Raw genomic sequence first — 25,330 nt, forward strand, 5'->3', positions numbered from 1 at the left:
TATGTCCTGTCATGAGCTGACATCCGGATTTGCCGACTGGGTCCGCCAGGAAAACCGGGCGGTCGCGCGGCGCACCCTTGCGCCCAGACGGTCGAGATAAACATAGATTACCGGGGTGGTGTAAAGCGTGAAGAACTGGCTGATCAGCAGGCCGCCCATCACCGTCACGCCCAGCGGTTGACGCAGCGAGGCACCCTGGCCAAAGCCGATCGCCAGTGGCACGGCGCCCAGCACTGCCGCGGCAGAGGTCATCATGATCGGCCGCAGACGCAGCACTGCGGCTTCGAAAATGGCGTGCTTGGCATCGACACCTTCGTTCTTCTGGCGATTGATGGCCACATCGATCATCATGATCGCGTTCTTTTTCACGATCCCGATCAGCAGGAATATGCCGATCAGCGCGATCATCGAGAACGGCACGCCGAACACCATCAGCGCCAACACCGCGCCGACCCCGGCCGAAGGCAGGGTGGACAGGATGGTCAGCGGGTGGATGGTGTTTTCATAAAGGATGCCCAGCACGATATAGATCGCAAACAGCGCGCCCAGGATCAGCAGCGGGATCGTCATCAGCGATTGCTGGAACAGTTGTGCCGAACCTTGCGCCCCGCCAATGATCGACGGCGGCGTGCCGATATCGGCCATCGCCTTCTTGATGGTGTCCTGGGCGACGCCCATCGACCCGCCGGGGGGCAGGTTGAACGAGATCGTCGCCGCGACCAGGCCGCTCTGGTGGTTGACCTGGATCGGCGTGTTGCCATTGGTCCATTGGGACATCGCCGTCAGCGGCACCATCGTTTCGGCCGCGGTGCTGTCGGCGCTGCCGGTCGAGGTGCCGCCCCGGCTGTTCGAGATGGCGTTGGTCAGCGCATTGGCCTGGGCGTTGGAATTGAGCGAGCTGGCCCCGGTTGACGCCGACTGCGCCGCCACCGCGCGGTATGCTGACGTGCCCGAAACGGTGCCGCCGGGCATCTGCGTCTGCGCCGTGCCGCTGGCCACGCCTGCCGCCGTGCTGGCAAAGATGCGGTTCAGCTCGCTGGGATACTGGGTGTATTGCGGGGCGATTTCCATCACCACGAAATACTGGTTGTTGGGGTTGTAGACGGTCGAAACGGTCCGTTGGCCAAACGCGTCATAAATCACCGAATCGAGCTGGATCGGGGTGAACCCGAACCGCGAGGCGGTCTGCCGGTTGTAGTTGACGAAAGTCTGCAACCCGTTCTGTTGCATGTCGGTGTTGACGTCGGTGATCGCTTCGGGATGTTTGCGCAATTCGTCGAGCAGGCGCGGGATCAGCTTGTAGATCGCCTGCGGATCGTCGCCGCTCAGGGTATACTGGTATTCCGCTGCCGACTGGCGCCCGCCCAGGTGGAGGTCCTGCTGCGCCTGCATGAACAGCTTGGCCCCGGAAATCTTGTCCAGCTTTGGCTTCAGGCGTTCGGCGACAACCGCCGCGCTGACTTTGCGTTCGGCCAGCGGCTTGAGCGAGACGTAGACATTGGCGGTGTTGCCCGCCCGCCCGCCCGAGCCGGACCCGGCCGCGCCGGCCACTGCGGCCACTGCCGGATCGCTCTGCACGATCCTTTGCATTTCGCGCAGTTTTTCGGCCATCGCCGGGAACGAGATGTTCTGGTCGGCGATGATCTGGCCGAGCAACAGGCCATTGTCCTGCTCGGGGAAGAATGTCGCGGGCAGGAATTTGAACAGCACGCCGTTGAGCACGATCAACGCCAGCAGTGTCAGCACGGCCAGCCGCGAATGCCCCAGCACAGATGCCAGGGTGTGGCGATAGCCATTCTTGAAGCGTTGAAAGCCGTTTTCGGTGGCCGCGATCCAGCGCGCCTGTTTGCGGTTCGGATCGTGCGGACTCAGCAGATAGGCGCACATGCACGGCGTGATGGTCAGCGAAATGACCATCGACAGCAGAATCGCGATCGACAGCGTAACCGCGAATTCGTGGAACAGCAGACCGACCACGCCGGGCATCAGCAGGATCGGGATGAACACCGCGATCAGCGACAGGCTCATCGACACGACGGTAAAGCTGACTTCCGCACTGCCGCGCAGCGCCGCCTCCATCGGCGACATGCCATCGTCGAGATGGCGGACGATATTTTCCAGCACCACCACCGCGTCATCGACGACAAAGCCGGTGCCGATGGTCAGCGCCATCATCGACAGGTTGTCGATGTTGTAATGCATCAGATACATGCCGCCGAACGTGCCGACAATCGACAGCGGCAGCGCCACCGCCGGAACCAGCATCGCGCGGCCCGACTGCAGGAACACGAACACCACGCCGATCACCAGCACGACCGCGATGACCAGCGTGCGCTCGGTATCGCCGACGGCGGCGCGGATCGATTGCGAGCGGTCGTTGACCAGGCCGATGTGCGTGCCCGGCGGCAGGCTGGCCTCGACCTTGGGCAGGATCGCCTTGATCTGGTCGTTGGTGTGCACGACATTGGCGCCCGGGATCGGGTTGACGATCACGATCACCGCCGGCTTGCCGTTGTACAGCCCCAGGTTGCGGATGTTTTCGCTCGAATCGACCACTTGCGCCAAGTCATGGAGATAGACCGGCGACCCGTTGCGATAGGCGACCACCAGATTGACATAGTCGCTGGCATGCTTGGCCTGATCGTTCGACACGATTTCGAACCGCTGGCCGTTCTGGTCGATGCTGCCCTTGGCGCTGTTGGCGTTGGCGGCAGACACCGCGGCGCGCAGATCTTCCAGCCCGATGCCATAGGCGTTGAGCTTGTCGGGTTCGAGTTCGATGCGTACCGATGGCAGCGCCGCGCCGCCCAGCGTGATCTGGCCGACCCCGCTGACTTGCGACAACTGCTGCTGCATGACGGTGCTGGCACTGTCATAGAGCTGGGTCTGGGTCAGCGTGTCCGAGGTCAGCGCCAGGATCATCACCGGGGCGTCCGACGGGTTGAACGTGCGGATCGTCGGGTTGCTGCGCAGCGTGCTCGGCAAGTCGGCACGCGCGGCCTGGATCGCGGCCTGCACGTCGCGCTCGGCGGCGTTGATGTCGCGGCTGGCGTCAAACAGCGCAACCACGGTGGTCGCACCCGAATAACTGGTCGAGGTAAGCTGCGACACGCCCGAAATCACTGCCAGCCGCTTTTCCAGCGGTTCGGCCACGGTACCGGCCATGATGTCGGGCGAGGCGCCCGCCATCGAGGCCGACACCACGACAACCGGAAACGTCAGATTGGGCAGCGGCGAAACCGGCAGCGACATATAGGCCAGAATGCCCTGGAGCAGAATGGCCACGCCCAGCAGGGCCGTCGCCACCGGGCGACGGATGAACAGCGCCGACAGGTTCATGGCGCGCCAACCGGCTGCGCAGCACTCCCCTGGTCGGGCCCGGCACCGCCGGGTCCGCCATGGTCCGGCGTGTCATGGCCGGATTTGCCACCGCGCCAGCGGTTCACGCGTTCTTTCAGCCGGTCAAACGCCAGATAGACCACTGGTGCGGTGAACAGTGTCAGCACCTGGCTGAGCAACAGGCCGCCGATGATCGCAATACCCAGCGGTCGCCGCAGTTCCGAACCCGTGCCGGTGCCCAGCAACATCGGCAAGGCGCCCAGCATGGCCGCCAGCGTGGTCATCAGGATCGGGCGGAAACGCAACATCGATGCCTCGAAAATCGCCTCCGCCGCCGTCATGCCCTGATCGCGTTCAGCCTCCAGCGCAAAGTCGACGATCATGATCGCGTTTTTCTTCACGATCCCGATCAGCAGCACGATGCCGATGATGCCGATCACGTCGAGATCCTTGCCCGCGATCATCAGCGCCAGCAGGGCGCCGATCCCCGCCGAGGGCAAAGTCGACAGGATGGTCAGCGGGTGGATATAGCTTTCATAGAGCACACCCAGCACGATATAGACCGCGACCAGCGCCGCGATCAGCAGGAACACCTCGCTCGACAACGCATCGGTATAGGCCGCCGCTGCGCCCTGGAACGAAGGCTGGATGGAACTGGGCAGATGCGCCGCCGCCACGGCCGCGTTAACCTGATCGACCGCCGCCGACAGCGAACCGCCCTTGGCAATGTTGAACGAGATCGTCACGGCGGGGAACTGGGCGAGGTGGCTGGCCACCAGCGGCGCCGTGCCGACCTTGATATCGGCAATTGCTGACAGCGGCACTTCGCCCGACGAGGCGGTCTGCGACGGCAGATAGATCGTGCCGAGCGATTGCACCGTCGACAACTGATCGCGCTGGGCCACCAGGATCACGCGATATTGCGTCGACTGGTTGAAGATCGTGGTGACGATCCGCTGGCCCAGCGCATCATAGAGTGCGTTGTCGATCGTCGCAGGCGTGATGCCAAAGCGTGCCGCCGCTTCGCGGTTGACCTGGACGTTGATGGTCAACCCGTCCTGGTCGAGATCGCTGGCGACATTGCTGATCGCGCTGATCTGCTTGATTCGATTGACCAGCGGCGGCACCACTTTCTGCAGATCGGCCTGGTTGGGGCCGCGCAGCACCATCTGATACTGGTTGGGCGAGATTGTCGTGTCGAGCGTCAGATCCTGCTGCGGGCGCATATAGGTCTTGATGCCGGGCACTTCGGCAGTGGCCTCCTGAATGCGCCGGCCGATCGCCTGGGCAGTTTCCGACCGTTCATCGACCGGTTTCAGATTGACCAGGAAACGCCCGTTGTTGAGCGTCTTGTTGGTGCCGTCGATGCCGACATACGAGGTCAGGCTGACCACATCGGGATCTTTGAGTATGACATTGGCGACCGCCGACTGGCGTTCGGCCATGGCCTGGTACGACACCGTGTTGTCGGCCACCGTGATGCCCTGCAACACGCCGACGTCCTGCACCGGGAACAGGCCCTTGGGAATGATGATATAGAGCGCCAGCGTGACCACCACGGTCAGCAGCGTAACGATCAGCGTTGCCGTCTGGTGGCGCATGACGAACGTCAGCGCGCGGCGATAGCCGGCCAGAGTCTTGTCGAACAGGCCCTCGCTGATGCGTTCGAACCGGCTGAGCTGACGGTCGGAATGCGCGCGCAGCATGCGTGCGCACAACATCGGCACGAGTGTCAGCGAAACCACCGCCGACAGCACGATCGTCACCGCCAGCGTCATCGCGAATTCGCTGAACAGCCGCCCGATCACGCCGCCCATGAACAGCAGCGGGATCAGCACCGCGATCAGCGAGATGGTCAGCGACATGATCGTAAAGCCGATCTGCCCGGCGCCGATCATCGCGGCCTGGAACGCGTTCTTGCCCTCTTCGATATAGCGCACGATGTTTTCGATCATCACGATCGAATCGTCGACGACGAACCCGGTGGCGATGATCAGCGCCATCAGCGACAGGTTGTCGATGGAATAGCCCAGCTCGTACATCACCGCGAGCGTGCCGATCAACGACACCGGCACCGATATGCTGGGGATCAGCGTGGCCGGAATGTTGCGCAGGAACACAAAGATCACCAGCACGACCAGCAGCACCGCCAGTCCCAGTTCGAAGAACGCGTCCGACACCGAGGCGCGGATCACGCCGGTCGAATCGTTCACCACATCGACATGCATCGATGGCGGCAGACTGGCCAGCAGGGTGGGCAACTGGCGCTTGATCTGGTCGACCGTCTTGATCACGTTGGCGCCGGGCTGGCGCTGCACGTTGAGCACGATCGCCGCTTTCTTGCCGAACCAGGCGCCCTGTTCGACATCCTGCGCGGCCTGCTGCACGCTGGCGACATCGCGCATATAGACCGGCGAACCGTTCGAATAGCCGACAATGGTGTTCAGATAGTCCTGCGGATCGGAAATCTGGTCGTTGGAATTGATCGTGTAATCGAGCTTGGGCCCGTCAAGATTGCCCTTTGGCGCGCTGGTGGTGACGTTGCTCAGCAATGAGCGCAAGTCATCGATGTTCAGGCCATAGGCGGCCAGCTTGTGCGGATCGGCCGCAACGCGGACGGCGGGCACATTGCCGCCTGCGGGCGCGACCAGCCCGACACCGGGCACTTCGGCGATTTTCGAAGCGAGCCGGTTGTTGGCGATGTCCTGCAACTGGGTCAGCGACAGCGTGTCCGAGGTGACCGCCAGGGTCAGGATCGGCTGATCGGCAGGGTTGACCTTGGCATATGTCGGCGGGGCGGGCAGGCCGCTTGGCAACAGGCTGTTGGCGGCGTTGATCGCCTCCTGCACGTTCTGTTCGGCGATATCGAGATTGAGCGACAGGTCGAATTGCAGCGTGATGATCGACGACCCGGCCGAGCTGGCCGAAGTCATCTGAGTCAGGCCGGGAATCTGTCCGAGCTGCACTTCCAGTGGCGCGGTGACGGTGTTTTCCATCACTTGCGGGCTGGCGCCGGGATAGAACGTCTGCACCTGGATCGTCGGATAATCGACGTCGGGCAGCGATGATACCGGCAACAGCTGTTCCGCGACCAGGCCAAGCATGATCAGCGCGATCATCAGCAGCGATGTCGCCACCGGTCGCTGGATGAACAGTCGTGAGAGATTCATGAGTTGGTCGATCCAGCCCCGGCGTTGCCCTTGGTGCCCTTGTGTTGACCTTTGTGGCCACCGCTTGCGCTGTCTGCGCCGTTGCCGCCGGCCTTGTTCGAGCCGACACGGATCTGCGTTCCGTCGCTCAGGCGGTCGGTACCATCGGTCACCACGGTTTCACCGGCGCGCAGCCCGCTGGTCACCACGGTGTTGATGCCGTCGCTGGGCCCGATCGCGATCTTGCGCACCGAAACCGTGTGGTCGGCGTTGGCGACATAGACATACGTGCCCGGCGCACCGGTCAGGATGGCGGGGGTCGGCACCAGCGTGGCATTGTGGAGCGTATCGACCAGCATGCGCACGTTGACAAACGCGTTGGGCCACAGCGACAGATCATCGTTGGGGAACGTCGCGCGCATCGGCGTCTGCCCGGTCGAGGTGTTCATCTGGTTGCTGATGGCATAGAGCGTGCCGGTGGCGATCGGCTGATGCGATCCGCTGTCGAGCGCGGTGACCGGCAGTTTCACGCCGGGGGTCGAAAAACGCGCGGTGACGCGCCCGATATCGTTCTGCGCCACGCCGAACTGCACCAGCATCGGCTTGACCGTGGTGATCACCACGATGCCGGTGCTCGACGATCCGGTGACATAGTTGCCGACATCGACCAGCCGAAGTCCGGCGCGTCCATCGGCGGGCGAGCGGATATAGCAGTACTGGATGTCGAGCGCATATTGCGCGATATTGGCCTTGTCCTGCTGCACGGCGGCCATCGCCTGCTGCACGGTGTATTTCTGATCGCCGAACGTCTGCGTGGCGATGGCCTTGCGATCGTTCAACTGGCTGTAGAGCCCAAAGTCATAGCGCGCCTGATCAAGCGTGGCCTGATCCTTGGCCAGCGCGGCCTCGGCCTGCTGTTTCAGCACTTCATAAGGGCGCGGATCGATCTCGGCGAGCAACTGACCTTTGGTGACGGTCTGGCCTTCCTGATAGGCGACCTTGATCAGATAGCCGCTGACGCTGGCATTGGGCAGCACGGTGACCGTGGCGGTGGGCGTGACCGTGCCGATTTCATCGAGCGTGACGGGCATGTCGCCCTGGGTCACTTTGCCCACGGTCACCACTTGTGCGGTGTTGTGCGGCTTTTTCGTGGGCTGGCCCACGATATGCCACACCACCAGCACGATCACGATGAGCACGATCGCGCCGATAATCCATTTCAGCGAGCGTGATGCAGGGTGGCCTTGCGAGTCTTCCAGAGTCGGGTGTTCGGGCTGGCTGTGTGCCACATGGTCTTGCATCGTTCGGAGTATCCCCGGCGCCTTGGTCAGATCGATCTTGCGCCCACCCTATAGATGAGCGTTGGTAATTTGTATGTTCCATCGTGTGCCAAATTGTAAGACTTTTGAAAGTCATTACGCAGACGAATGCATGGAATCGATGGTGGCCTGCGATGCACGCAAACCGTTGCCAGGCAAACTGCTTTTTGGCGGATAGAGCCTCGCCCTCGGGTGCAATCGATCGCAGCGCGCAGGGATCGCGGGCTGCGTTAGACTTTCACTACAAACGCCGAAATGATCGCCCGGAAGAGCGCGATGGGGCCCATTTCACTGATGATGAGATATGCCAAGGACAAGGTTTGCATTTTGCAAGTCCTCCCGACACCAGGGCGATAACCGCCCTTCCATCGCCATCACGTGGCGAACATTTTCGGGAAGGTTGGCAACACGCGATCATAATGTACTGTTCTAACGGAATGTTTCCGAAAGAAATGGCTCCCTGAGTAGGATTCGAACCTACGACCACTCGATTAACAGTCGAGAGCTCTACCGCTGAGCTATCAGGGAACGGCCCGGTTGCCCGGGGCAGGTGGGCGCTAATAACAGGCGTTTCCGGTTTGGCAAGCACCCAAATCGCGCCCGCGGGCTGATTTTTTACACCATGAACTGTTCGGCGAAAATGCGTTCGTCCAGGCTCTTGCCCTTGTCGAACAGCAAAGTGAGCTGGTGTTCGGGCCAGGCGCGCACGCGCACCTCGCGCACGTCGCGCACTTCCTTCTGATCGGCGACCACCGAGACCGGGCGTTTGTCGGATTCGCGCGCGCGGATCAGGATTTCCGCGTTGTCGGGCAGGATCGCGCCGCGCCAGCGGCGCGGGCGGAACGGGCTGATCGGGGTCAACGCCAGCATGTTCGACCCCAGCGGCAGGATCGGGCCATTGGCCGACAAGTTGTAGGCGGTCGATCCGGCAGGCGTGGCCACCAGCACCCCGTCGCAGCTCAATTCGGGAATGCGCACTTTGCCGTTGACCGAAACCTCCAGCTTGGCGGTCTGGCGCGTTTCGCGCAGCAGCGACACTTCGTTGATCGCCCATGACGTCATCACGTCGTCGCCGGTGGTGGTCGCCTCCATCCACAGGGGCGAAACCGCGATGCGCCGCGCCCGCGCGATGCGTTCCTCAAGCGGGCGTGATGATTTGGGCCGGTTCATCAGAAACCCGACCGTGCCCTGGTTGATGCCATAGACCGGCAGGATACGATCCGAATCAAGCATATGGTGCAGGATCTGCAGCATGAAGCCGTCACCGCCCAGTGCCACCACGCCATCGGCATCGTCGTAATCGACCCATTCGCGCGTGGCGCGCAATTCGGCCGCCGCCTCTTGCGCACGGTCGGTCGGCGAAGCCACCAGCGCGAGCCGGGTCAGAATATCAGGCATGGTCCCCTCTGGGCGTGATTGGCGCGGACCACTTCGTCCACTGCGCGGGTTTATGGGGCGCCCCATTGTGGTGCAACGTCTATCGCGCATAGGATGATGATTTCGTGACAGACATCGACTATGCCCGGCCGATGCGGGGCACTATCACGTCGATCCAACCTTCTGCCGATTTTCTGACCGGTCTGGTCGGCGCCGATGCGGCGCGCGACTGGCTGGATGCCGCTGCGCCCGGTGGCACGGCCAAAGTGATGCTGATCAGCCTGCCGCGCCTGCAGACGGTCAACCTGGCCTATGGCAAACCGGCGGGCGATCAGGTGCTGGTCGACGTGGCGCACCGCATCGGCGATTTTGCGCTGGCGGAAATCGATGCCGCGATCGGCGCCGATCCGTTGATCGCGCGGCTGGCCGGGGGGCAGTTCCTGCTCGCCTCGCACCACGCGCCGGGGCGTGAGCGCTGGCAATACCTAGCTGAAGTGCTGGGCAGGGTGATCGGCCGCGCGTTGACGGTGGAAGGCGACGCGCTGCATCTGGTGCCGCGCATCGCGCTGCTTGATGTGCGGCCGGGTGACAGCGGCGACGGGGTGATCGACCGGCTGGCGCAGGCCGCCGCCACGCTCGAACGCCTGCCCGGGCGGCGCGTGCTGTGGGGCGATGAAGGCGACAGCGTGCCGGGTGGCAGTATTGCCCTGCTCGAAGCCGATCTGCTGGGCGCGATGCACCGCGACGAGATCACCGTGCTGTTCCAGCCGCAATTCGATTGCCGCACCGGGGCGCTGGCCGGGGCCGAGGCGCTGGCGCGCTGGGAACATCCGCGGTTTGGCCGCATCGCCGCCGAAACGTTGTTTGCCGTCGCCGACCGGGGCGACCACGTGGCGCAATTGTCGCACCATATTGCCCGCCGCGCGCTGACGCTGGCGGCCGCCTGGCCCAAGCCGTTGCGCATGTCGCTGAACATCACCGCCGAGGATTTCGCGCTGGGCGATGTGGCGGGATCGGTGCGCGCCTTGCTGACCAGCAGCGGGTTTGTCCCCGAACGGCTGACACTGGAAATCACCGAACAATCGCTGATCGGCGATTTCGAGGCTTGCGCGCGCGCCCTGCAGGCCCTGGCCGACGATGGCGTGCAAGTCGCGCTTGATGATTTCGGCACCGGCTTTTCCAATTTCCGCACGCTGAAGGCGCTGCCGCTCGACGCGCTGAAGCTCGACCGCTCGCTTGTGCGCGACATCGCGACCGACCCGCGCGACCGTGCCATCGTCGCTGCCATGATCGCCATGGCTCGCGCGCTGGACCTCAAAGTGGTCGCCGAAGGCATCGAAAGCGAAGCGCAACTGGCAATCCTGGCCGAAGAAGGCTGCGACTTGTTCCAGGGCTTTTTGCGCGCCGGACCGGTCTCGGCGCAGGATTTCGCAGGTCTGGCGGCGGAATAAGCCGGAAGCGCGCGATAAGCTTGCGCATCGCCTACTTTTCCCCACCCCGTCACCCCGGACCTGATCCGGGGTCCCGCTGCCGCTCAGTGAACAGCGGACTTTGGGGCGCTTCCAGCCAACGCTTTAAGCTAGCTACGATACAGTCGCCTTGCAATTTGCGCTGCCGGTATGCTCGGCATCGAAGCCGCAAAGCAAATTATGACGGCGATGACGTAGCCCAATGCCCACAGCGCGTCTTTGTCCCAAATCCGCCACCAGATTGTGAATGTGAGCAGAGCAATCGGTGCCGCAGTGCTTAAGACAGCAGCGAACCATCGCTGGCGCGGGAGAAGTACCTGCATCACCACGCCAACAATGAATGTGCCAGCGAACAGAGACCAAGGGTCTTTCAACCATTCAATCATACACACGATTCTAATCGCTCACGCATTTCAGTCAATGACTGTGCCGTAGTGAATGATCTACCCATGCGTGGACAACCCCACGTTGGGCGTCAGTCGCGGTGTGGGTCAATCGGGCCGGGTCATTGGTGTATCCGGCAAAAGCAAGCTCGGCCCGGATCAGGCTCGGGCCCCCGCCGCCTACCAGTGCGCGCCGGACTTTGGAGGTTTGACGAAGGGCCGCTCATTGCGAGCGAACATGGATACCGGCCATTTCGCGCTTATCGGAGGGAGCTTCAGCGACTGGGTCGTGACCGCGCGCGCCTTCGATCGGCCAGGAAACGGTTCGCAAAAACGAGTGCGAGGTAGACAATACTCGATGAGATCGACGAGGTCGCCACCTCTCGCTCAAAGCCACCCGACCCAAGTAGAAGCACATACGACCCTACTACCAGAACGGGGCCGAGGGCTGCGAAGGCAATTGGGTGAGCATCGATTGCCAAGCCCTTAAACCAGATCAGCAACCCGAGCGCGCCAATCCAAGGAGCAGACAACAATCCACCAAAACAAAGTCCGAAACCGGCACCGCCGAGACTGACGCCAGCCGTAGTTCCCATGGTGTCTGTTATTCCAGCGAGGCACAGCCCAACGGCGTGCGAAATCACAACTCGCGTGGTGACATTTCCGAGTGATCCGCCCTCAGTCATAGCTCATTCTGATAAGTTCGATTGCTTTTGGCAATGGCTGCTAGCGGGAAATGACATGCAGGCTTCGAGCGTCTTTGATTGGGCGAGAGCGCACATTCCCAACCCGCTCGTCATTCCCGCGAAGGCGGGAATCCAGTTTAGGCGTGGAGATGGTATTCGATCGTTCGTCCTTCACGCGAGGCAGCCACTGGATTCCCGCCTTCGCGGGAATGACGACGAAATAGCTGTTTTTGGGGCGTAATTCGCCGCATGGGTCAATTGGGACGTACCCAGCAAAAAGCAAGCCCGACCCCGCAACACGTCCGGGGCGGCGTCGGTCCCGTAAGGCTGATCGGGGCGATCAGGCCTTCTTCGTCTTCTTCGCCTTGCGCACGATCGCCGACAGGCCGCGCGTCAGTTGGACCAGGCCGTTGAGGCGGGCTTCGGGGGTGGTCCAGGCGCGCTGGATCACCAGTTTGTTGTCGGGGCGCAGTTTGGCGACGCCGTTCAGGCGTTCGACATAGGCGATCAGGCCCATGGGATCGGCAAACGTATCGCCGTGGAAACTGACCAGCGCGCCCTTGGCGCCGACGTCGATCTTGCTGACTCCGGCGACGATCGCCTGGCGCTTCACCTCGATCAGGCGCAGCAGGTTTTGCGTGGGCGGGGGCAGGGAGCCGAACCGGTCGATCATTTCCGCCGCCAGCGCCTCGACAGCTTCGGGCCCTTCGGCATCGTTCATGCGGCGATAGAGCGCCATGCGCACGGCCAGATCGGGCACATAGCTTTCCTCGATCATGATCGGCGCATCGACGGTGATCTGCGGATTGAGCGCGCCGCGTTCGCGCAACAGGCTGATATCGCCGGCCTTGGCCGCCAGGATCGCGTCCTCCAGCATCGACTGGTACAGTTCGAAGCCGACTTCCTTGATATGCCCCGACTGTTCGTCGCCCAGCAGGTTGCCCGCGCCGCGCAGGTCGAGATCATGGCTGGCCAGTTGGAACCCGGCGCCCAGCGAATCCAGATCGCCCAACACTTTCAGGCGTTTTTCGGCCACTTCCGACAAAGCCTGGTTTTCCGGGTAAGTCAGATAGGCATAGGCGCGCAGCTTTCCCCGCCCGACGCGCCCGCGCAACTGGTATAGCTGCGCCAGGCCGAACCGGTCGGCGCGGTGCAGGATCATGGTGTTGGCGCTGGGGATGTCGATCCCGCTTTCGATGATCGTTGTCGACAGCAGCACTTCGTATTTGCGGTCATAGAACGCCGACATGCGGTCTTCGACTTCGCTGGGGCTCATCTGACCATGGGCCGAAACACAGCGGATTTCGGGCACGTTCAGCCGCAGCCATTCTTCCATGTCGGGCATGTCGGCAATGCGCGGCACGACGATGAAGCTTTGCCCGCCGCGCTGGTGTTCGCGCATCAGCGCCTCGCGCATCATCACGTCGTCCCACGGCATGACATAGGTCCGCACAGCCAGCCGGTCGACCGGCGGGGTCTGGATCGTCGACAATTCGCGCAGGCCCGACATCGCCATCTGCAACGTGCGCGGGATCGGCGTCGCGGTCAGCGTCAGGACATGGACATCGGCCTTCAGCTCTTTCAGCTTTTCCTTGTGGACCACGCCAAAGTGCTGTTCCTCGTCAACGATAACCAGCCCGAGCTGCCGGAATTCGACCGATTTCGACAGCAGCGCATGCGTGCCGACAACGATATCGATCGTCCCGCTGGCCAGCCCGGCGCGCGTTTCGGCGGCTTCCTTGGGCGGCACCAACCGCGACAGGCGGCCGATATTGATCGGAAAGCCTGAAAACCGTTCGACAAACCCGGCATAGTGCTGGCGCGCGAGCAACGTGGTGGGGGCGACTACCGCGACCTGCCGCCCGGCCATCGCCGCGACGAACGCCGCGCGCAAGGCCACCTCGGTCTTGCCAAAGCCGACATCGCCGCACACCAGCCGGTCCATCGGCTTGCCCGAAGCCATGTCGGCCAGCACGTCGTCGATCGCGCGTTCCTGGTCGTCGGTTTCCGTCCACGGAAAGCGGTCGACAAACGGGCCGTAGCTGGCGGGATCGGCAGGCAGGGGATCGGCCTCGCGCAGCGCGCGCAGCGCGGCGGTGGCCATCAGTTGCCCGGCCATTTCCAGAATGCGTTCGCGCAGCTTTGCCTTGCGCCGCTGCCACGCCTCGCCGCCCAGCCGATCGAGCGCGACGCCTTCATTCTCGCTGCCATAGCGCGACAGCACGTCGAGGTTTTCGACCGGGATATACAGCTTGTCGCCGCCCGCGTAGGTCAGTTGCACGCAGTCGTGCGGGCTGTCGCCGACGCGGATCGGCTCCAGACCCTCATAGCGCCCGATGCCGTGCTCCATGTGCACGACCAGATCGCCCGGCGTCAGCGCGGCCAGTTCGGCCAGGAACGCGTCGGCATCCTTGCGCTTGCGCTTTTTGCGCACCAGCCGGTCGCCCAGGATGTCCTGTTCGGTCAGCAGTTCGACGGTTTCCCCGGCAAACCCGTGGTCGAGCGGCAGCACCACCGCCGCGATCCGCCCGGTTGCGGCCACGCCCAGCGCATCCTGCCAGGTATCGGCCATGACCGGCTGCACTTTGCCGGCATCGGCGATCAGCCCGCTCAGCCGCGAACGCGACCCTTGTGAATAGGCGGCGAGCACCGGTTTGATCCCGCGCGTGGCCAGCGCCGACAGATGCTTTGACGCGGCTTCATAGACATTGCCGCCGCTGGCCCGGTCGGGCGCGAAATCGCGGGCGCTGGCAAAGCCGAAATCGAGCGTGCGCGCGGATTCGGGTTCGGCAAAGATCGACATGCGATGCACCGGCCAGGCGGCCAGCGCGCGTTCGAACTCGTCGCTGCCAAGGTACAGCGCATCGGCATCGAGCGGCCGATAGTGCCCGGCCTGCGCGCGCGCCGAATCGATGCGGGCGTTGTGATAATCGGCAATGTCCGACAGCCGGGTTTCCGCTGCCTTGGCCGCACCTGCGTCAAACAGCACCAGATCATCCTGGCCCAGATGGTCGAACAGCGTGACCAGCCGGTCTTCAAACAGCGGCAGCCAGTGCTCCATGCCCGCCAGCCGCCGCCCGTCGCTGATCGCCTGATAGAGCGGATCGCCGGTGGCATTGGCGCCGAACAGTTCGCGATAGCGGCTGCGGAACCGCTTGATGCTGGCTTCATCGAGCAGCGCTTCGCTTGCCGGGATCAGCAGGTGGCTTTCCACCGGCATCACCGAGCGCTGCGTGTTGGGATCGAACAGCCGCAGCGTTTCCAGCTCGTCGCCAAAGAAATCGAGCCGCAGACCGTGGTCGAGCCCGCTGGGATAGAGATCGAACACCCCCCCGCGAGAGGCATATTCGCCCGCATCGACCACTGTGTCGGTGCGCGCATAGCCCAGCCGCTGCAACAGCGCGATCAGGCTGTCGCGGCCGATTTCCAGCCCCGGTTTGAGCACGCGGGTGGATTCGCGGATGCGGAACGGGGTGAGCACGCGTTGCAGCACGGCGGCCACCGTGGTGACCAGCAGTTGCGGCGCGCTGCGCTTGACCTGCAACCGCGCAAGCGCCGCCAGCCGCCGCGCACTGACCGACAGCGCGGGCGAGGCGCGATCGAACGGCAGGCAATCCCACCCCGGAAATTCGATCACTTCCAGTTCGGGGGCAAAGAATGCGGCGGTTTCGACCACCGCGCGCATGGCCGCATCGTCGGCGGCGATGAACACCGCGCGCCCCTTGCTGGCGCGCGCCAGATCGGCAAGCACCAGCGGCTGCGCCCCGCGCGCAAGCGAAGACAGCGTGAGCGGCGCGGTCGCCGAAAGGATCCGGGAAATATCGGGCATGGTGTGGCGAGCGGTTGCGTCTAGCGCGGAATGTCCACGTAATCGAGCCGGATCATCGCATCCATCATCGGCCCGGCATAGGCCGCGGGCACTGGCGCGGTGCCCAGCGCCCAGGCCATGATCTCGACATCCTCTTCCTCGACCAGCCGTTCGAACAAGTCGATCTCGTCGGCGCTCCACGTCGCGTGATGGCGGTCGAAGAAACAGCCGATCATATAGTCCGCCTCACGCGTGCCACGATGCCACGCGCGGAATTTCAGGCGGCGAAGACGGTCGACTGGGTCCATGGCATGCGCCCTAGGCCAATCGCCGCACGGCTGCAATATGCCCTAGATACCCCGCAGCACCGCCAGCACTTCGGTTTCATGACGTCCGATCAGATCCTTGGCGAGTTCCCTGGCGGTGATCTTTTCCACCGCGCCGCTCAGATGGCGGCGCACCTCGCCCAGCACGCGCGGCGGCGCGATCAGGATCAGGTGATCGATCTGGCGGGTGATCGCCTGATGGTGCAGCCATTCGGCAATCACCGCGGCGTGAGTCGCCTCGGCCAGGCGCTGCTCGCCGCTGGCATGGCGGGGCTCTGCCAGTGTGGGGGTCGGCGCGGGCACCAGCACCGGCACGGCCTCGGTTCCGGCGTTGCGCAACAGGCGCAATTCGTGGCTGTCGATCAGTGCGACCAGCGTTCCATGGGGCAGCAGCATGGCAATCTCCTGTGGCGGATGGTGGCGCCATGTCACGCCGGATCTTGCCCCGCGTCCATGCGCTGAATCAAATCCCCGGCTGATTGGTGCGCATGGTGGCAAACGTTCGGCGGGGCGGTTAAGGATCGTTGCCTATGCGGCCCGACCTGCTCAATCCCCTGTTTGCCGAAACCGCCGGTCTGAAAGGTGTGGGTCCCGGCCTGTCGCGCCCGCTCGAACGGCTGGGGCTGACGCGGATTCGCGATCTGGCCTATCACCTGCCCGACCGGTTCGTGTCGCGGCGGGTGGTCTCGCGGCTGGACGAGGCGGCGGTGGGCGAAAACATCGTCATCGCGCTGACCGTGCGCGAACACCGGTCGAGCGCCGGGCGCGGGCCCTATCGCGTGCTGGCCGAAGACGATGCGGGCGATATCGTGGCGTTGACCTATTTCGGCCGCGCCTCGTATTCCGCGCGCAAGTTGCTGCCGCCGGGCGAACGGCGCTGGATCGCGGGCAGGCTCGACCAGTTTGGCCAGACGCGCCAGATCGTCCACCCCGACCATATCGCCGAAGACAGTTCTGCGCTGGCCGGGCAATTGACCGAACCGGTCTATGCCCTGTCCGAAGGCCTGACCCAGGGGCGGATCGCCGCGCTGGTGGCACAGGGCCTGGAACATCTGCCGACATTGCCCGAATGGATCGAGCCCGGCCTGTTGGCGCGCGAGGGCTGGCCGACGTGGCGCGCGGCGATGCTGGCGGTGCACAAGGGCACCGATGCCGCCGCGCACGACCGGCTGGCCTATGACGAATTGCTGGCCAACAGTCTGGCGCTGATGCTGGTGCGCGCGGCGAACCGCAGCCGGCGCGGGGTGCCGCTGCACGGCGATGGCGGCTTGCGGGCGCGGCTGAACCTGCCGTTTTCGCTGACCGGGGCGCAGACCCGCGCGATTGCCGAGATCGAGGCCGACCTGGGGCAGGGCGCGCCGATGCTGCGCCTGCTGCAGGGCGATGTCGGATCGGGCAAGACGGCGGTGGCGCTCCACGCCATGCTGATTGCGGTCGAGGCCGGGGCACAGGCGGCCTTGCTGGCCCCCACCGAAATCCTGGCGCGCCAGCATGGCGAAACGCTGACGCGGATGGCGGCGGGCAGCGGCGTGTCGATCGCACTGCTGACCGGGCGCGACAAGGGCCGCGCGCGCGAGGCGACCTTGATGGGCCTGCTCGACGGGTCGATCCAGATCCTGATCGGCACGCACGCGATCTTTCAGGACAGTGTGGCCTACAAGAACCTGGCGCTGGTGGTGATCGACGAACAGCACCGGTTTGGCGTAGGCCAGCGGCTGATGCTGACGCAAAAGGCGCGCACCACCGCGCATTGCCTGGCGATGACCGCAACCCCGATCCCGCGCACGCTGACACTGGCGCAGTATGGTGAAATGGACGTGTCGCGGCTCGACGAAATGCCCCCCGGGCGGCAACCGATCGACACGCGCGTGGTATCGACCGAGCGCATCGATGAAGTGGTCGCCGGGCTGGGCCGCCATCTCGCCGCCGGTGGGCAGGCCTATTGGGTGTGCCCGATGGTGCGCGAACTGGAAACCGAGGACATCGCCGCCGCCGAAGCACGCCATGCGGCGCTGAAACTGCGCTTTGGCGATGGCGTCGAACTGGTCCACGGCCAGTTGCGGCCAGAGGCCAAGGACGCGGCGATGGAACGCTTTGCCAGCGGGCAATCGGGCCTGCTGGTGGCGACCACGGTGATCGAGGTGGGCGTTGATGTGCCCAATGCCACGCTGATGGTGATCGAACAGGCCGAACGCTTTGGCCTGGCGCAATTGCACCAGTTGCGCGGGCGGGTGGGCCGGGGCAGCGGCAAATCGACCTGCCTGCTGCTGCGCGGCGAGACCTTGTCGGAAGTCGGCCGCGAGCGTCTGGCGCTGATGCGCGAAACGCAGGACGGGTTTCGCCTGGCCGAAGAAGACTTGCGCCTGCGTGGCGGAGGCGAACTGCTCGGCACGCGCCAATCGGGCGACACGCCGTTCCGCGTTGCCGATTTCGACCAGATCGCGCGCCTGTTGCCGCTTGCGCACGACGACGCGCGCCTGTTGATGGAGCGCGATGGCGGGCTCGACAGCCCGCGCGGGCAGGCCGCGCGCACCCTGCTCTATCTGTTCGAGCGGGACTGGGGCGTGCAATTGCTGCGTGGCGGGTGATTGCCCCTGCGGGCAGGCGTGATCGGCGCGGCAGTGGGCTAGACCGGCGCGATGGATGCCCTTTCCCCCAATGCCCGCTGGTTCGGCTATGCCGGGCTTTTGCCGCAAGCCGCAGCACTGGTTGCCATCGTGCATGGGGGCGAGGCGCGGTGGAGCGCACTGGTGCTGGCGTTTGGCTATGCGGCGCTGATCTTCAGCTTTCTGGGCGGAGTGTGGTGGGGGCTGGCGCTTGCCGCACCGCGTGTGCCGCGCTGGGTGTTTGGCGCGGCGGTATTGCCCAGCCTGATCGCCCTGGCGCTGTGGTATCCGTGGGCGGTGGGGCAGACCTGGCCCGGGCCCGAACTTGTTGCGTTGGGGATGATGATTGGCGGATCGCCGTGGGTTGACCGCGCGATCGGGTTCGCCCCGCGCGGCTGGATGGCCTTGCGCTGGCAATTGTCGCTGGGGCTGGGCGGGTTGACCGTGGCGACCGGGCTTATCGGGTGACGATGTCGCGCTTCATCGGCGCAAGTTTGGCCAGCAGGCGGTTTTGTGCCGCAAACGGAATGCCGCGTTCGTGCATCGCGCGTTGCAGATCTTCGACCAGCGCGTTCATGTCGTGGGTCTTCAGCCCGAGCTGGCGATGCGCCTCGCGCATCTCGCGCCCGGTATAGGTGCAGCCCGCGTTGAGGATGTAGCAGACTTGTTCGTAAAGCGTGCGTTCCAGCCGCCGGGTGTCGGTGGCGACGAAAATGTCCTTGATCGCCGGGTCGGTGATGATCAGCGTGACCAGGCGGTGTGCCAACCGATGAATGCCGTCCTGCCCACCGAACGTGCGCGCCATGTCGCTGCCCGCAAACGGGGTGGCCCCGGCATTGGCATCGGTCACGGTATAGGGCTTTACCGGCAGTTCGCCGCTCACCGGATCGGGCCTGGGCTGTTCCACCCCGAATTCCTTGAACCAGTCGACCCCGTCGGGCGCGTTCTGCGCCTTGGCCGGGCTGCTGAGCGCCAGCGCGATGGGGACCAAACCCAGCATGGTCATGCCCCTCAACATGCGATCTGCACCGACAGATAGGCGCCGCGCTGGGGCCGGAACGTGGCAACCGGGCCGATATCGACCCACGCGGCGGTCAGCGTGACATGGCGGGCAGGGGCCCAGGCAACAAACACGTCATGCGATGCGGTTTCGCGGGCAAACCCCAGATTGTCGGGCCGGGTGCGCCATTCACCGCCGATCGCCAGACGGCGCGACATCTGATAGGCCAGCGATCCCTCGAACTGGCCGCTGCGGTGGGCATTTTTATCGCCGCCAAAGCCCAGCAGGCCGAACTGGTTGGCATCGGTCAGGCGAAAGGTGGTGTTGATCAGCACGCTGCTGCCCAGCACCAGCTTGGTCGCGCTGAGCGTGAAATCTGTGCCGGCCGATTGTTTCGCGCCGACCAGCCGCACCACCGCGCCATTGAGGTTGTGCTTGAAATCGGTGCCGAGGGTGATCTGTGGCAGCCATTGCGGGCCATAGACCAGATCGCCCACCAGCCGCAGCCGCGCGGTGACGATATCCTGACGAAATGTATAGCCGTGGCCGAGACCCAACGCCTCACCCGCGCTTAATGTATCGAAATTTTCACGGGCATAGCCCAGTGCCAGACGATTGCGCAGGCCGATGGCGAAACCATGGGTTTCCAGATTGAAATCGCGCAATGGCACGTCGGTGGCAAACGCCGACAGCCCGATACCGTGGTCGGTCTCCATTCCCGGAATGACCGCCCAACTGGCCAGGCCGCCGCCCGCCGATCCCTCGATGGTCGAAACGCCGTTGGTCAGCAAAAGTTTGCCGCCATCGAAGAGGCCGGCGTCTTCCGCCATCGCCGGGGCACCGCACAGGATCGCCGGGGCACCGCACAGGACTGCGCCAAACAGGCCCAGCAGGCCGGAGATTCGGCACGACAGAGTGATAGGGTGCAAGCGTTCGGTTTCCCGCGTTGAACGGCCAGACATGTCCCTATCGGTAACCGGTTGAAAAGGCCTGAACCAGCAGATCCGGTCAGGACGGAAGGTAATTACCCTTATGGGCATCCCTTATAGACGAAAGTTTACGTGTTTTTCAAAGGTGCAGTGCAAGCGTTTGCGCCATGACATCGCGTGTCCCTTCCCCAAATCCGGTCAGACTGCTGCTGGCAATCGGCTGCCTTGCGGCAACTTCGGCGACCGAGCATCGCCATCTTGACATCCAGGTGTTCGATCAGCGCGGATTGCCGCTGCGCGATGCGGTGGTCGAACTGGCCCGCCCGGCGGGGGACAACCGCCCGCTGGTGTTTGCCTGGCGCAATGCGATGGCCCAGCGCAACGAGGCTTTTGTGCCCGGCACGCTGATCGTGCCGCGCGATGCCACGGTGGCGTTTCCCAACCTCGATACGGTACGTCACAGCATCTACAGCTTTTCGCGCGCGGCGCGGTTCCAGATCGATTTGTATGGCAGCGACCAGACGCGCGCGCACCAGTTTGCAGTGGCGGGCACGGTCGCACTGGGCTGCCACATCCACGACCATATGAAAGGCTATCTGCGCGTCACCGACACGCCCTATGCCGCGCGCAGCGATCTGGATGGCGTGGCGCAGATCGGCAATCTGCCGGAAGGCACGTATGCCGTTACTGTGTGGCACCCCCAGGGCACGGGTCGCGATGGTGAATGGCATGGCAGTGTCCGGCTGGTCGAAGGGCGGCCCAACCGCCTGACGATCGGGACTCGCTGAGGTGACGGGCGCGCCGTCGCGCAGCGGTTGGCGCCGCCTGATCCGCCATGCGCCGCGATGGTTGCGGTCGGCCCGGTTGCGGGGACAAGGCTGGCGCGGCAAGCTTGAAGTGCGCGTGTCGCTGCACATCGCCGCCCTGCTGATCGCAATCATGGTGTTGACAGTCGGGGTCGCCGACTATGGCCTGCGGCTCTATGCCTTTTCTGTGGCCGAACGCGATCTGGCCGCCAGTGCGGGCGTGCTCGATCGCAATCTGGCGGCCAGGCAGGACCAGATGCGGTCTGAAGCCGAAGTCGTTTCGCGTGATTTCGGATTTCGCGAAGCGTTTGCGCTCAGCGACCGCAAGACATTGCAATCGGCGCTGACCAGTCTGGCCGATCGCACCCATGCCGGTGCCGCGTTGGTGGTCGGGCTCGACGGGATGGTGACGGCCAGTCCCGGCACCCCGCCAGTCAAGGGTCCGGCGTTGCTCGGCGCGCTCAACGCAGGCCGCAACGGTGGGTTGATCAACGTCGGCAATCATCTGGCGCTGGGCGTGGCTGCCCGCATTGAAATGCCCGATCTGGCCGGCTGGCTGGTGCTGGCGCGCCCGCTCGGGCCGCGCGATCTGGCCGCGCTGACCGGATTGTCGGGCCTGCCGATCGATGCCGGGGTGACCGATCTGGCCGGGCTCGATCCCACGCTGGCGGGGTTCGAGCCCGGCACCATCGCCCACCACGACGGACCGGGCGGGGATGAACTGGTGCGTGTGTCGGCGCTGCCCAGTCTCGACAGCGCGCTGCATCCCCGGCTGGTGCTGCGCTATCAATTGGCCAGCGCGACCCGTGCCTATCACTCGTTGCGCGTGGCGCTGGCCAGCATCGGCATGATCGCGGTGGCGATGGGGGTGTTTCTTGGCTCGCGGCTGGCGCGCGGCATCCTGTTGCCGCTGGGTCGTCTGGCCGTCGCCACGGCGGCGATGGCGCGCGGCGAAATGGTACGCGTCGAACCGCGCGGGCGCGACGAACTGGCATCGCTGGCGCGCAGTTTCAACGCGATGGTCGACGCGATCGAAGAGCGTGAGCAGAAGATCACCCATGCCTGGCTGCACGATGGGTTGACCGGCCTGCCCAACCGGCGGTTTTTCCAGGAAAAGCTCGATCGCGCGGTGGCGCGGCGGGCCGATGACAGCCGCATTCTGGTGGCGCTGCTCGATATCGACGATTTCAGGCTGATCAACGACACCATGGGCCATGCGGCGGGCGATGCCCTGCTGTTGCAATTTGCCGCGCTGTTGCAGGGCGCCATGCCGGGGGCCGGGGTCGCGCGGTTCGGCAACGATGAATTCGGCGTGGTGCTCGACGATATCGGCTCGGCGCGCGATCTGGCCGCGCTGGTCGACGAACTGGCGCGCAAGCTGACGGTCGACGTGGATCTGGCCGGGCAGATCGTGCCGGTGTCCGCCAGTTTCGGTGTCGCGGTCTGTCCCGACGACGCGCATGACAGCGCGACGATGCTCAAACATGCCGAACTGGCGCTCGATCGCGCCAGGGCAGACGGCAAGGGGACCTACCATTTCTTTGAAGCGACGCTTGATGAAGTCGCCAGCAGCCGACGCAAGCTGGAGATTGCACTGCGCCACGCGGTGCGCAACGGCGAGTTCGAGCTGAATTTCCAGCCGCTGTTCTGTCCGGCGCTTCACGCGATCAAAGGGTTCGAGGCGCTGTTGCGCTGGGACCATCCGCAGCGCGGCCGGATCAGCCCTGCCGAATTCATCCCGGTTGCCGAACAGTCGGGCCTGATCATCCCGATCAGCGAATGGGTGATCCGCGACGCCTGTCGTCAGGCCGCCACCTGGCCCGCAACCGTGGCGGTGGCGGTGAATATCTCGCCCAGCCATTTTCGCGTGCCGGGGCTGGTGTCGTGCGTGGTCAGCGCACTGGCCCAATCGGGTCTGGCGCCGCACCGGCTGGAACTGGAAATCACCGAGGGCGTGTTCATTACCAATTTCGACACCACGCTCAACACTTTGCGCCAGTTGCGCGCGTTGGGGGTGCGCATTGCGCTCGATGATTTCGGCACGGGCTATTCCTCGCTCAGCTATCTGCGCGCGTTTCCGTTCGACAAAGTCAAGATCGACCAGAGCTTTGTCCGCGATGTGGGAACCGACAGCAGTGCGCGCGCGGTGGTGCGCGCGATTGCCGCGCTGGCCGATGCACTGGGCATGGAAACGCTGGCCGAAGGTGTGGAAACCGAAACGCAGTACGACGCGCTGATCATCGAAGGGTGTTCGATGATTCAGGGCTATCTGATCAGCAGACCGGTGCCCGGTACCGAGGTTGCGGCAGTCCTGGCCCGCTATGACGACCCGGCGGGGATCAGCGCAGTCGCCTGAGATTCACTCCCAGGGCGGGGCCGGGTGATACAACCGGCGCAGATGGTCGATGAACGCGGTTACCCGGCGCGGCAGTTCGGGGCGGCGCAAATGGACCGCCATAATGTCGATCCCCGCCATGCCCTGCCACGCGTCGAGCACACGCACCAATCGCCCCGCCGCCAGATCGGCGTTGACATCCCACAACGATCGCAACGCCACGCCCATTCCCGCCAGCGCCATCTCGCGCACCACTTCGCTCGAATTGGTGCGCACCACTGGTTTGACGTCAAACGCCAGATTGCCGTCGGGCCCGCTCAACCGCCAGGGTGACTGGCCCTGTGCCGCCAGCGTCTTGTGCTGGTGCAGATCTTTCAGCGTTTCGGGCGTGCCGTGCGCGTGCAGATAGGCGGGCGCCGCGCACAGGATGCGCCGGTTGGGGGCAAGCACATTGGCCTGCAGCGCAGCCGGGGGTGGGCCCGCAATGCGCACCGCCAGATCGACCCCGTCCTGCAACAGATCGACAAACGCGTCGGTCAGAGTGAGCTCCAGATCGACACCGGGATGCGCGTCGAGGAACGGTTTAAGATAGGGCGCGACATGCAGCCGGCCAAACGAGGTGGGCGCCGAAATCCGCACCGGACCCGACAGGCGCTGCATCGTTCCGGCCAGGCGTTCCTCGGCCTGCTGGATCGCATCGAGAATGGCCACCACATCATCGCGGAACTGCGCGCCGGTGGTGGTCAGCACGATCCGCCGGGTCGACCGGTTGATCAGCCGCGTGCCCAGTCGCGCCTCCAGCCTGGCCAGCCGTTTCGATGCCATCGGCACCGACAGCCCCAGCGTGTTTGCCGCCGCCGAAATGCTGCCGAGTTCGGCGATCCGGGCAAACAGTTCGTAATCGGTCGCGTCGATCATTCGTTCACCACGGGAAAGAGTGAATTTTATTTTTTCCGTCTACCCGCGTGACGGCGGTTTGTCTAACCTCGTGCCATTGCGCCACACGGCGCGCGCAAGGGGCCTAACCGATGCTTGCCATGCCCGACGTGGATCATGCGATCGTCGCGCGGCGCGCCGCAATTGACGCCGCGTTGCGCGCGATCGTGCCCGACGGTTTGACTTCCTATCGCCAGCGGCCACAGATGGTGCTGACGTGGGTGGCCGATCTGGCAATCACCCGCGCCGGAAACCCCGCGCGCCTTGTTGCCGGGCTTTGCCGACGTGGCGGCTGGCAACGTCGGCTGCGCAGTCCTGATCGGCCCGGGATACGCTTGCCCCGGTGGTGCACACCATCGAACTGATCGACTGGGCCCATGGCGGGCCGTAGCCGACCGCCCTGTCATCTTCCCGAGGAGCCATTCCATCATGTCCGTCCTGACCCTGGCGCAGGCCAATGCTATCATCGCCGCAACACTGGCCAAAGGCCGCGCGCTCGGCCTCAAACCGCTGACCGTGGCGGTGGTCGATACCGGTGGCAGCCTGATCGCGCTGCAACGCAGCGACGCCTCGCCCGCGATCCGCCCCGCCGTCGCTCAGGGCAAGGCCAGCGGGGCGATCCTGATGGGAGTATCCTCGCGCAAGCTGGGCGAAATGGCGGTCGAGCGCCCGCATTTCATCGGCGCGGTGGCGCCCATGGCCGCGCACGGGCTGGTGCCGGTGGCAGGCGGAGTGATCGTGTTTGACGCCGATGGGGCCGCGATCGGCGCGGTGGGGGTGTCGGGCGACACGTCCGACAATGACGAAATCTGTGCGGTGGCCGGGATCACGGCGGCCGGTCTGGCAATCGAGGGCTGATATC

At 64.5% G+C, this 25,330-nt stretch carries 17 protein-coding genes and 1 tRNA gene; 7 read left to right on the forward strand and 11 right to left on the reverse strand.

The features are described 5' to 3' along the window. Positions 1-9 precede the first annotated feature (9 nt). The 5 genes from AQZ49_RS00180 to AQZ49_RS00200 all read right to left on the reverse strand — a co-directional run bounded on the left by AQZ49_RS00180 (position 10) and on the right by AQZ49_RS00200 (position 9,205). A complete protein-coding gene (locus AQZ49_RS00180) occupies positions 10-3,339 on the reverse strand; it encodes an efflux RND transporter permease subunit (RefSeq protein ID WP_067611167.1) in 3,330 nt (1,109 codons plus the stop codon). Further along, the gene (locus tag AQZ49_RS00185; protein ID WP_067611170.1) at positions 3,336-6,509 is read right to left on the reverse strand and encodes an efflux RND transporter permease subunit; all 3,174 of its coding nucleotides are present in this window, start codon (positions 6,507-6,509) and stop codon (positions 3,336-3,338) included. Before AQZ49_RS00185 ends, AQZ49_RS00180 begins: the two co-directional genes overlap by 4 nt. Next, a complete protein-coding gene (locus AQZ49_RS00190) occupies positions 6,506-7,789 on the reverse strand; it encodes an efflux RND transporter periplasmic adaptor subunit (RefSeq protein ID WP_082701230.1) in 1,284 nt (427 codons plus the stop codon). Before AQZ49_RS00190 ends, AQZ49_RS00185 begins: the two co-directional genes overlap by 4 nt. Positions 7,790-8,260: 471 nt before the next feature. Continuing rightward, a tRNA-Asn gene (locus AQZ49_RS00195) sits at positions 8,261-8,335 on the reverse strand. A gap of 87 nt (positions 8,336-8,422) precedes the next feature. Next, complete coding sequence (locus tag AQZ49_RS00200; RefSeq protein ID WP_067611173.1) at positions 8,423-9,205, reverse strand: NAD kinase; 783 nt, start codon at positions 9,203-9,205, stop codon at positions 8,423-8,425. Positions 9,206-9,309: 104 nt separating this feature from the next. On the opposite strand from AQZ49_RS00200, the gene AQZ49_RS00205 reads away from it, so the two are divergent. Beyond that, a complete protein-coding gene (locus AQZ49_RS00205; RefSeq protein ID WP_231738524.1) occupies positions 9,310-10,635 on the forward strand; it encodes a bifunctional diguanylate cyclase/phosphodiesterase in 1,326 nt (441 codons plus the stop codon). 1,427 nt (positions 10,636-12,062) lie between these two features. On the opposite strand, the gene mfd is transcribed toward AQZ49_RS00205, so the two are convergent. From mfd to AQZ49_RS00230, 3 genes are read right to left on the reverse strand one after another with little or no spacing between them, the layout of a single operon-like run. Further along, positions 12,063-15,551 (reverse strand): transcription-repair coupling factor, encoded by a 3,489-nt coding sequence (mfd, locus tag AQZ49_RS00220; RefSeq protein ID WP_067611182.1) that lies wholly within the window; start codon positions 15,549-15,551, stop codon positions 12,063-12,065. A gap of 20 nt (positions 15,552-15,571) precedes the next feature. Continuing rightward, positions 15,572-15,838: an FAD assembly factor SdhE gene (locus AQZ49_RS00225; RefSeq protein ID WP_067611185.1), complete on the reverse strand. Its 267-nt coding sequence runs from the start codon at positions 15,836-15,838 to the stop codon at positions 15,572-15,574. Positions 15,839-15,880: 42 nt separating this feature from the next. Further along, on the reverse strand, positions 15,881-16,252 hold the full coding sequence (locus tag AQZ49_RS00230; protein WP_067611187.1) for a baeRF12 domain-containing protein: 372 nt from the start codon (positions 16,250-16,252) through the stop codon (positions 15,881-15,883). Between the two features lie 134 nt (positions 16,253-16,386). Between AQZ49_RS00230 and recG the strand changes: the two genes are divergently transcribed. Next, the gene (recG, locus tag AQZ49_RS00235; protein ID WP_067611190.1) at positions 16,387-18,444 is read left to right on the forward strand and encodes an ATP-dependent DNA helicase RecG; all 2,058 of its coding nucleotides are present in this window, start codon (positions 16,387-16,389) and stop codon (positions 18,442-18,444) included. Between the two features lie 51 nt (positions 18,445-18,495). Continuing rightward, positions 18,496-18,930, forward strand: coding sequence for a DUF3429 domain-containing protein (locus tag AQZ49_RS00240; protein WP_067611193.1), 435 nt, complete (start codon positions 18,496-18,498; stop codon positions 18,928-18,930). Here the strand turns inward: AQZ49_RS00240 and AQZ49_RS00245 are convergent. Next, a complete protein-coding gene (locus AQZ49_RS00245) occupies positions 18,920-19,462 on the reverse strand; it encodes a group I truncated hemoglobin (protein WP_082701267.1) in 543 nt (180 codons plus the stop codon). The genes AQZ49_RS00240 and AQZ49_RS00245 overlap by 11 nt on opposite strands. Before the next feature lie 11 nt (positions 19,463-19,473). Continuing rightward, positions 19,474-20,391, reverse strand: a complete 918-nt coding sequence (locus AQZ49_RS00250; RefSeq protein ID WP_231738526.1) for a DUF3034 family protein — start codon at positions 20,389-20,391, stop codon at positions 19,474-19,476. A gap of 167 nt (positions 20,392-20,558) precedes the next feature. Between AQZ49_RS00250 and AQZ49_RS00255 the strand changes: the two genes are divergently transcribed. Both AQZ49_RS00255 and AQZ49_RS00260 read left to right on the forward strand, forming a co-directional pair. Continuing rightward, positions 20,559-21,179: a carboxypeptidase regulatory-like domain-containing protein gene (locus AQZ49_RS00255; RefSeq protein WP_067611195.1), complete on the forward strand. Its 621-nt coding sequence runs from the start codon at positions 20,559-20,561 to the stop codon at positions 21,177-21,179. Between the two features lies 1 nt (position 21,180). Further along, positions 21,181-23,553, forward strand: a complete 2,373-nt coding sequence (locus AQZ49_RS00260; RefSeq protein ID WP_067611197.1) for a putative bifunctional diguanylate cyclase/phosphodiesterase — start codon at positions 21,181-21,183, stop codon at positions 23,551-23,553. A gap of 3 nt (positions 23,554-23,556) precedes the next feature. On the opposite strand, the gene AQZ49_RS00265 is transcribed toward AQZ49_RS00260, so the two are convergent. Further along, positions 23,557-24,450, reverse strand: coding sequence for a LysR family transcriptional regulator (locus tag AQZ49_RS00265; RefSeq protein ID WP_067611200.1), 894 nt, complete (start codon positions 24,448-24,450; stop codon positions 23,557-23,559). A 119-nt stretch (positions 24,451-24,569) separates the two neighbouring features. On the opposite strand from AQZ49_RS00265, the gene AQZ49_RS00270 reads away from it, so the two are divergent. Next, positions 24,570-24,833, forward strand: a complete 264-nt coding sequence (locus AQZ49_RS00270) for a hypothetical protein (RefSeq protein ID WP_231738528.1) — start codon at positions 24,570-24,572, stop codon at positions 24,831-24,833. Between the two features lie 64 nt (positions 24,834-24,897). Then, entirely contained in the window at positions 24,898-25,326 is a 429-nt protein-coding gene (locus AQZ49_RS00275) for a GlcG/HbpS family heme-binding protein (RefSeq protein WP_067611206.1), read from the forward strand. Positions 25,327-25,330 lie beyond the last annotated feature (4 nt).

It is taken from the genome of Novosphingobium sp. FSW06-99 (genome assembly GCF_001519065.1).
Lineage (GTDB): Bacteria > Pseudomonadota > Alphaproteobacteria > Sphingomonadales > Sphingomonadaceae > Novosphingobium.

Excerpts from the sequence above, each read along its gene's own strand:
- AQZ49_RS00200 (WP_067611173.1), bottom strand. The coding sequence starts at position 9,205 with ATGCCTGATATTCTGACCCGGCTCGCGCTGGTGGCTTCGCCGACCGAC.
- AQZ49_RS00180 (WP_067611167.1), bottom strand. The coding sequence starts at position 3,339 with ATGAACCTGTCGGCGCTGTTCATCCGTCGCCCGGTGGCGACGGCCCTG.
- AQZ49_RS00225 (WP_067611185.1), bottom strand. The coding sequence starts at position 15,838 with ATGGACCCAGTCGACCGTCTTCGCCGCCTGAAATTCCGCGCGTGGCAT.
- mfd (WP_067611182.1), bottom strand. The coding sequence starts at position 15,551 with ATGCCCGATATTTCCCGGATCCTTTCGGCGACCGCGCCGCTCACGCTG.
- AQZ49_RS00240 (WP_067611193.1), top strand. The coding sequence starts at position 18,496 with ATGGATGCCCTTTCCCCCAATGCCCGCTGGTTCGGCTATGCCGGGCTT.
- recG (WP_067611190.1), top strand. The coding sequence starts at position 16,387 with ATGCGGCCCGACCTGCTCAATCCCCTGTTTGCCGAAACCGCCGGTCTG.
- AQZ49_RS00255 (WP_067611195.1), top strand. The coding sequence starts at position 20,559 with ATGACATCGCGTGTCCCTTCCCCAAATCCGGTCAGACTGCTGCTGGCA.
- AQZ49_RS00265 (WP_067611200.1), bottom strand. The coding sequence starts at position 24,450 with ATGATCGACGCGACCGATTACGAACTGTTTGCCCGGATCGCCGAACTC.
- AQZ49_RS00190 (WP_082701230.1), bottom strand. The coding sequence starts at position 7,789 with ATGCAAGACCATGTGGCACACAGCCAGCCCGAACACCCGACTCTGGAA.
- AQZ49_RS00230 (WP_067611187.1), bottom strand. The coding sequence starts at position 16,252 with ATGCTGCTGCCCCATGGAACGCTGGTCGCACTGATCGACAGCCACGAA.
- AQZ49_RS00185 (WP_067611170.1), bottom strand. The coding sequence starts at position 6,509 with ATGAATCTCTCACGACTGTTCATCCAGCGACCGGTGGCGACATCGCTG.
- AQZ49_RS00270 (WP_231738528.1), top strand. The coding sequence starts at position 24,570 with ATGCCCGACGTGGATCATGCGATCGTCGCGCGGCGCGCCGCAATTGAC.
- AQZ49_RS00245 (WP_082701267.1), bottom strand. The coding sequence starts at position 19,462 with ATGCTGGGTTTGGTCCCCATCGCGCTGGCGCTCAGCAGCCCGGCCAAG.
- AQZ49_RS00275 (WP_067611206.1), top strand. The coding sequence starts at position 24,898 with ATGTCCGTCCTGACCCTGGCGCAGGCCAATGCTATCATCGCCGCAACA.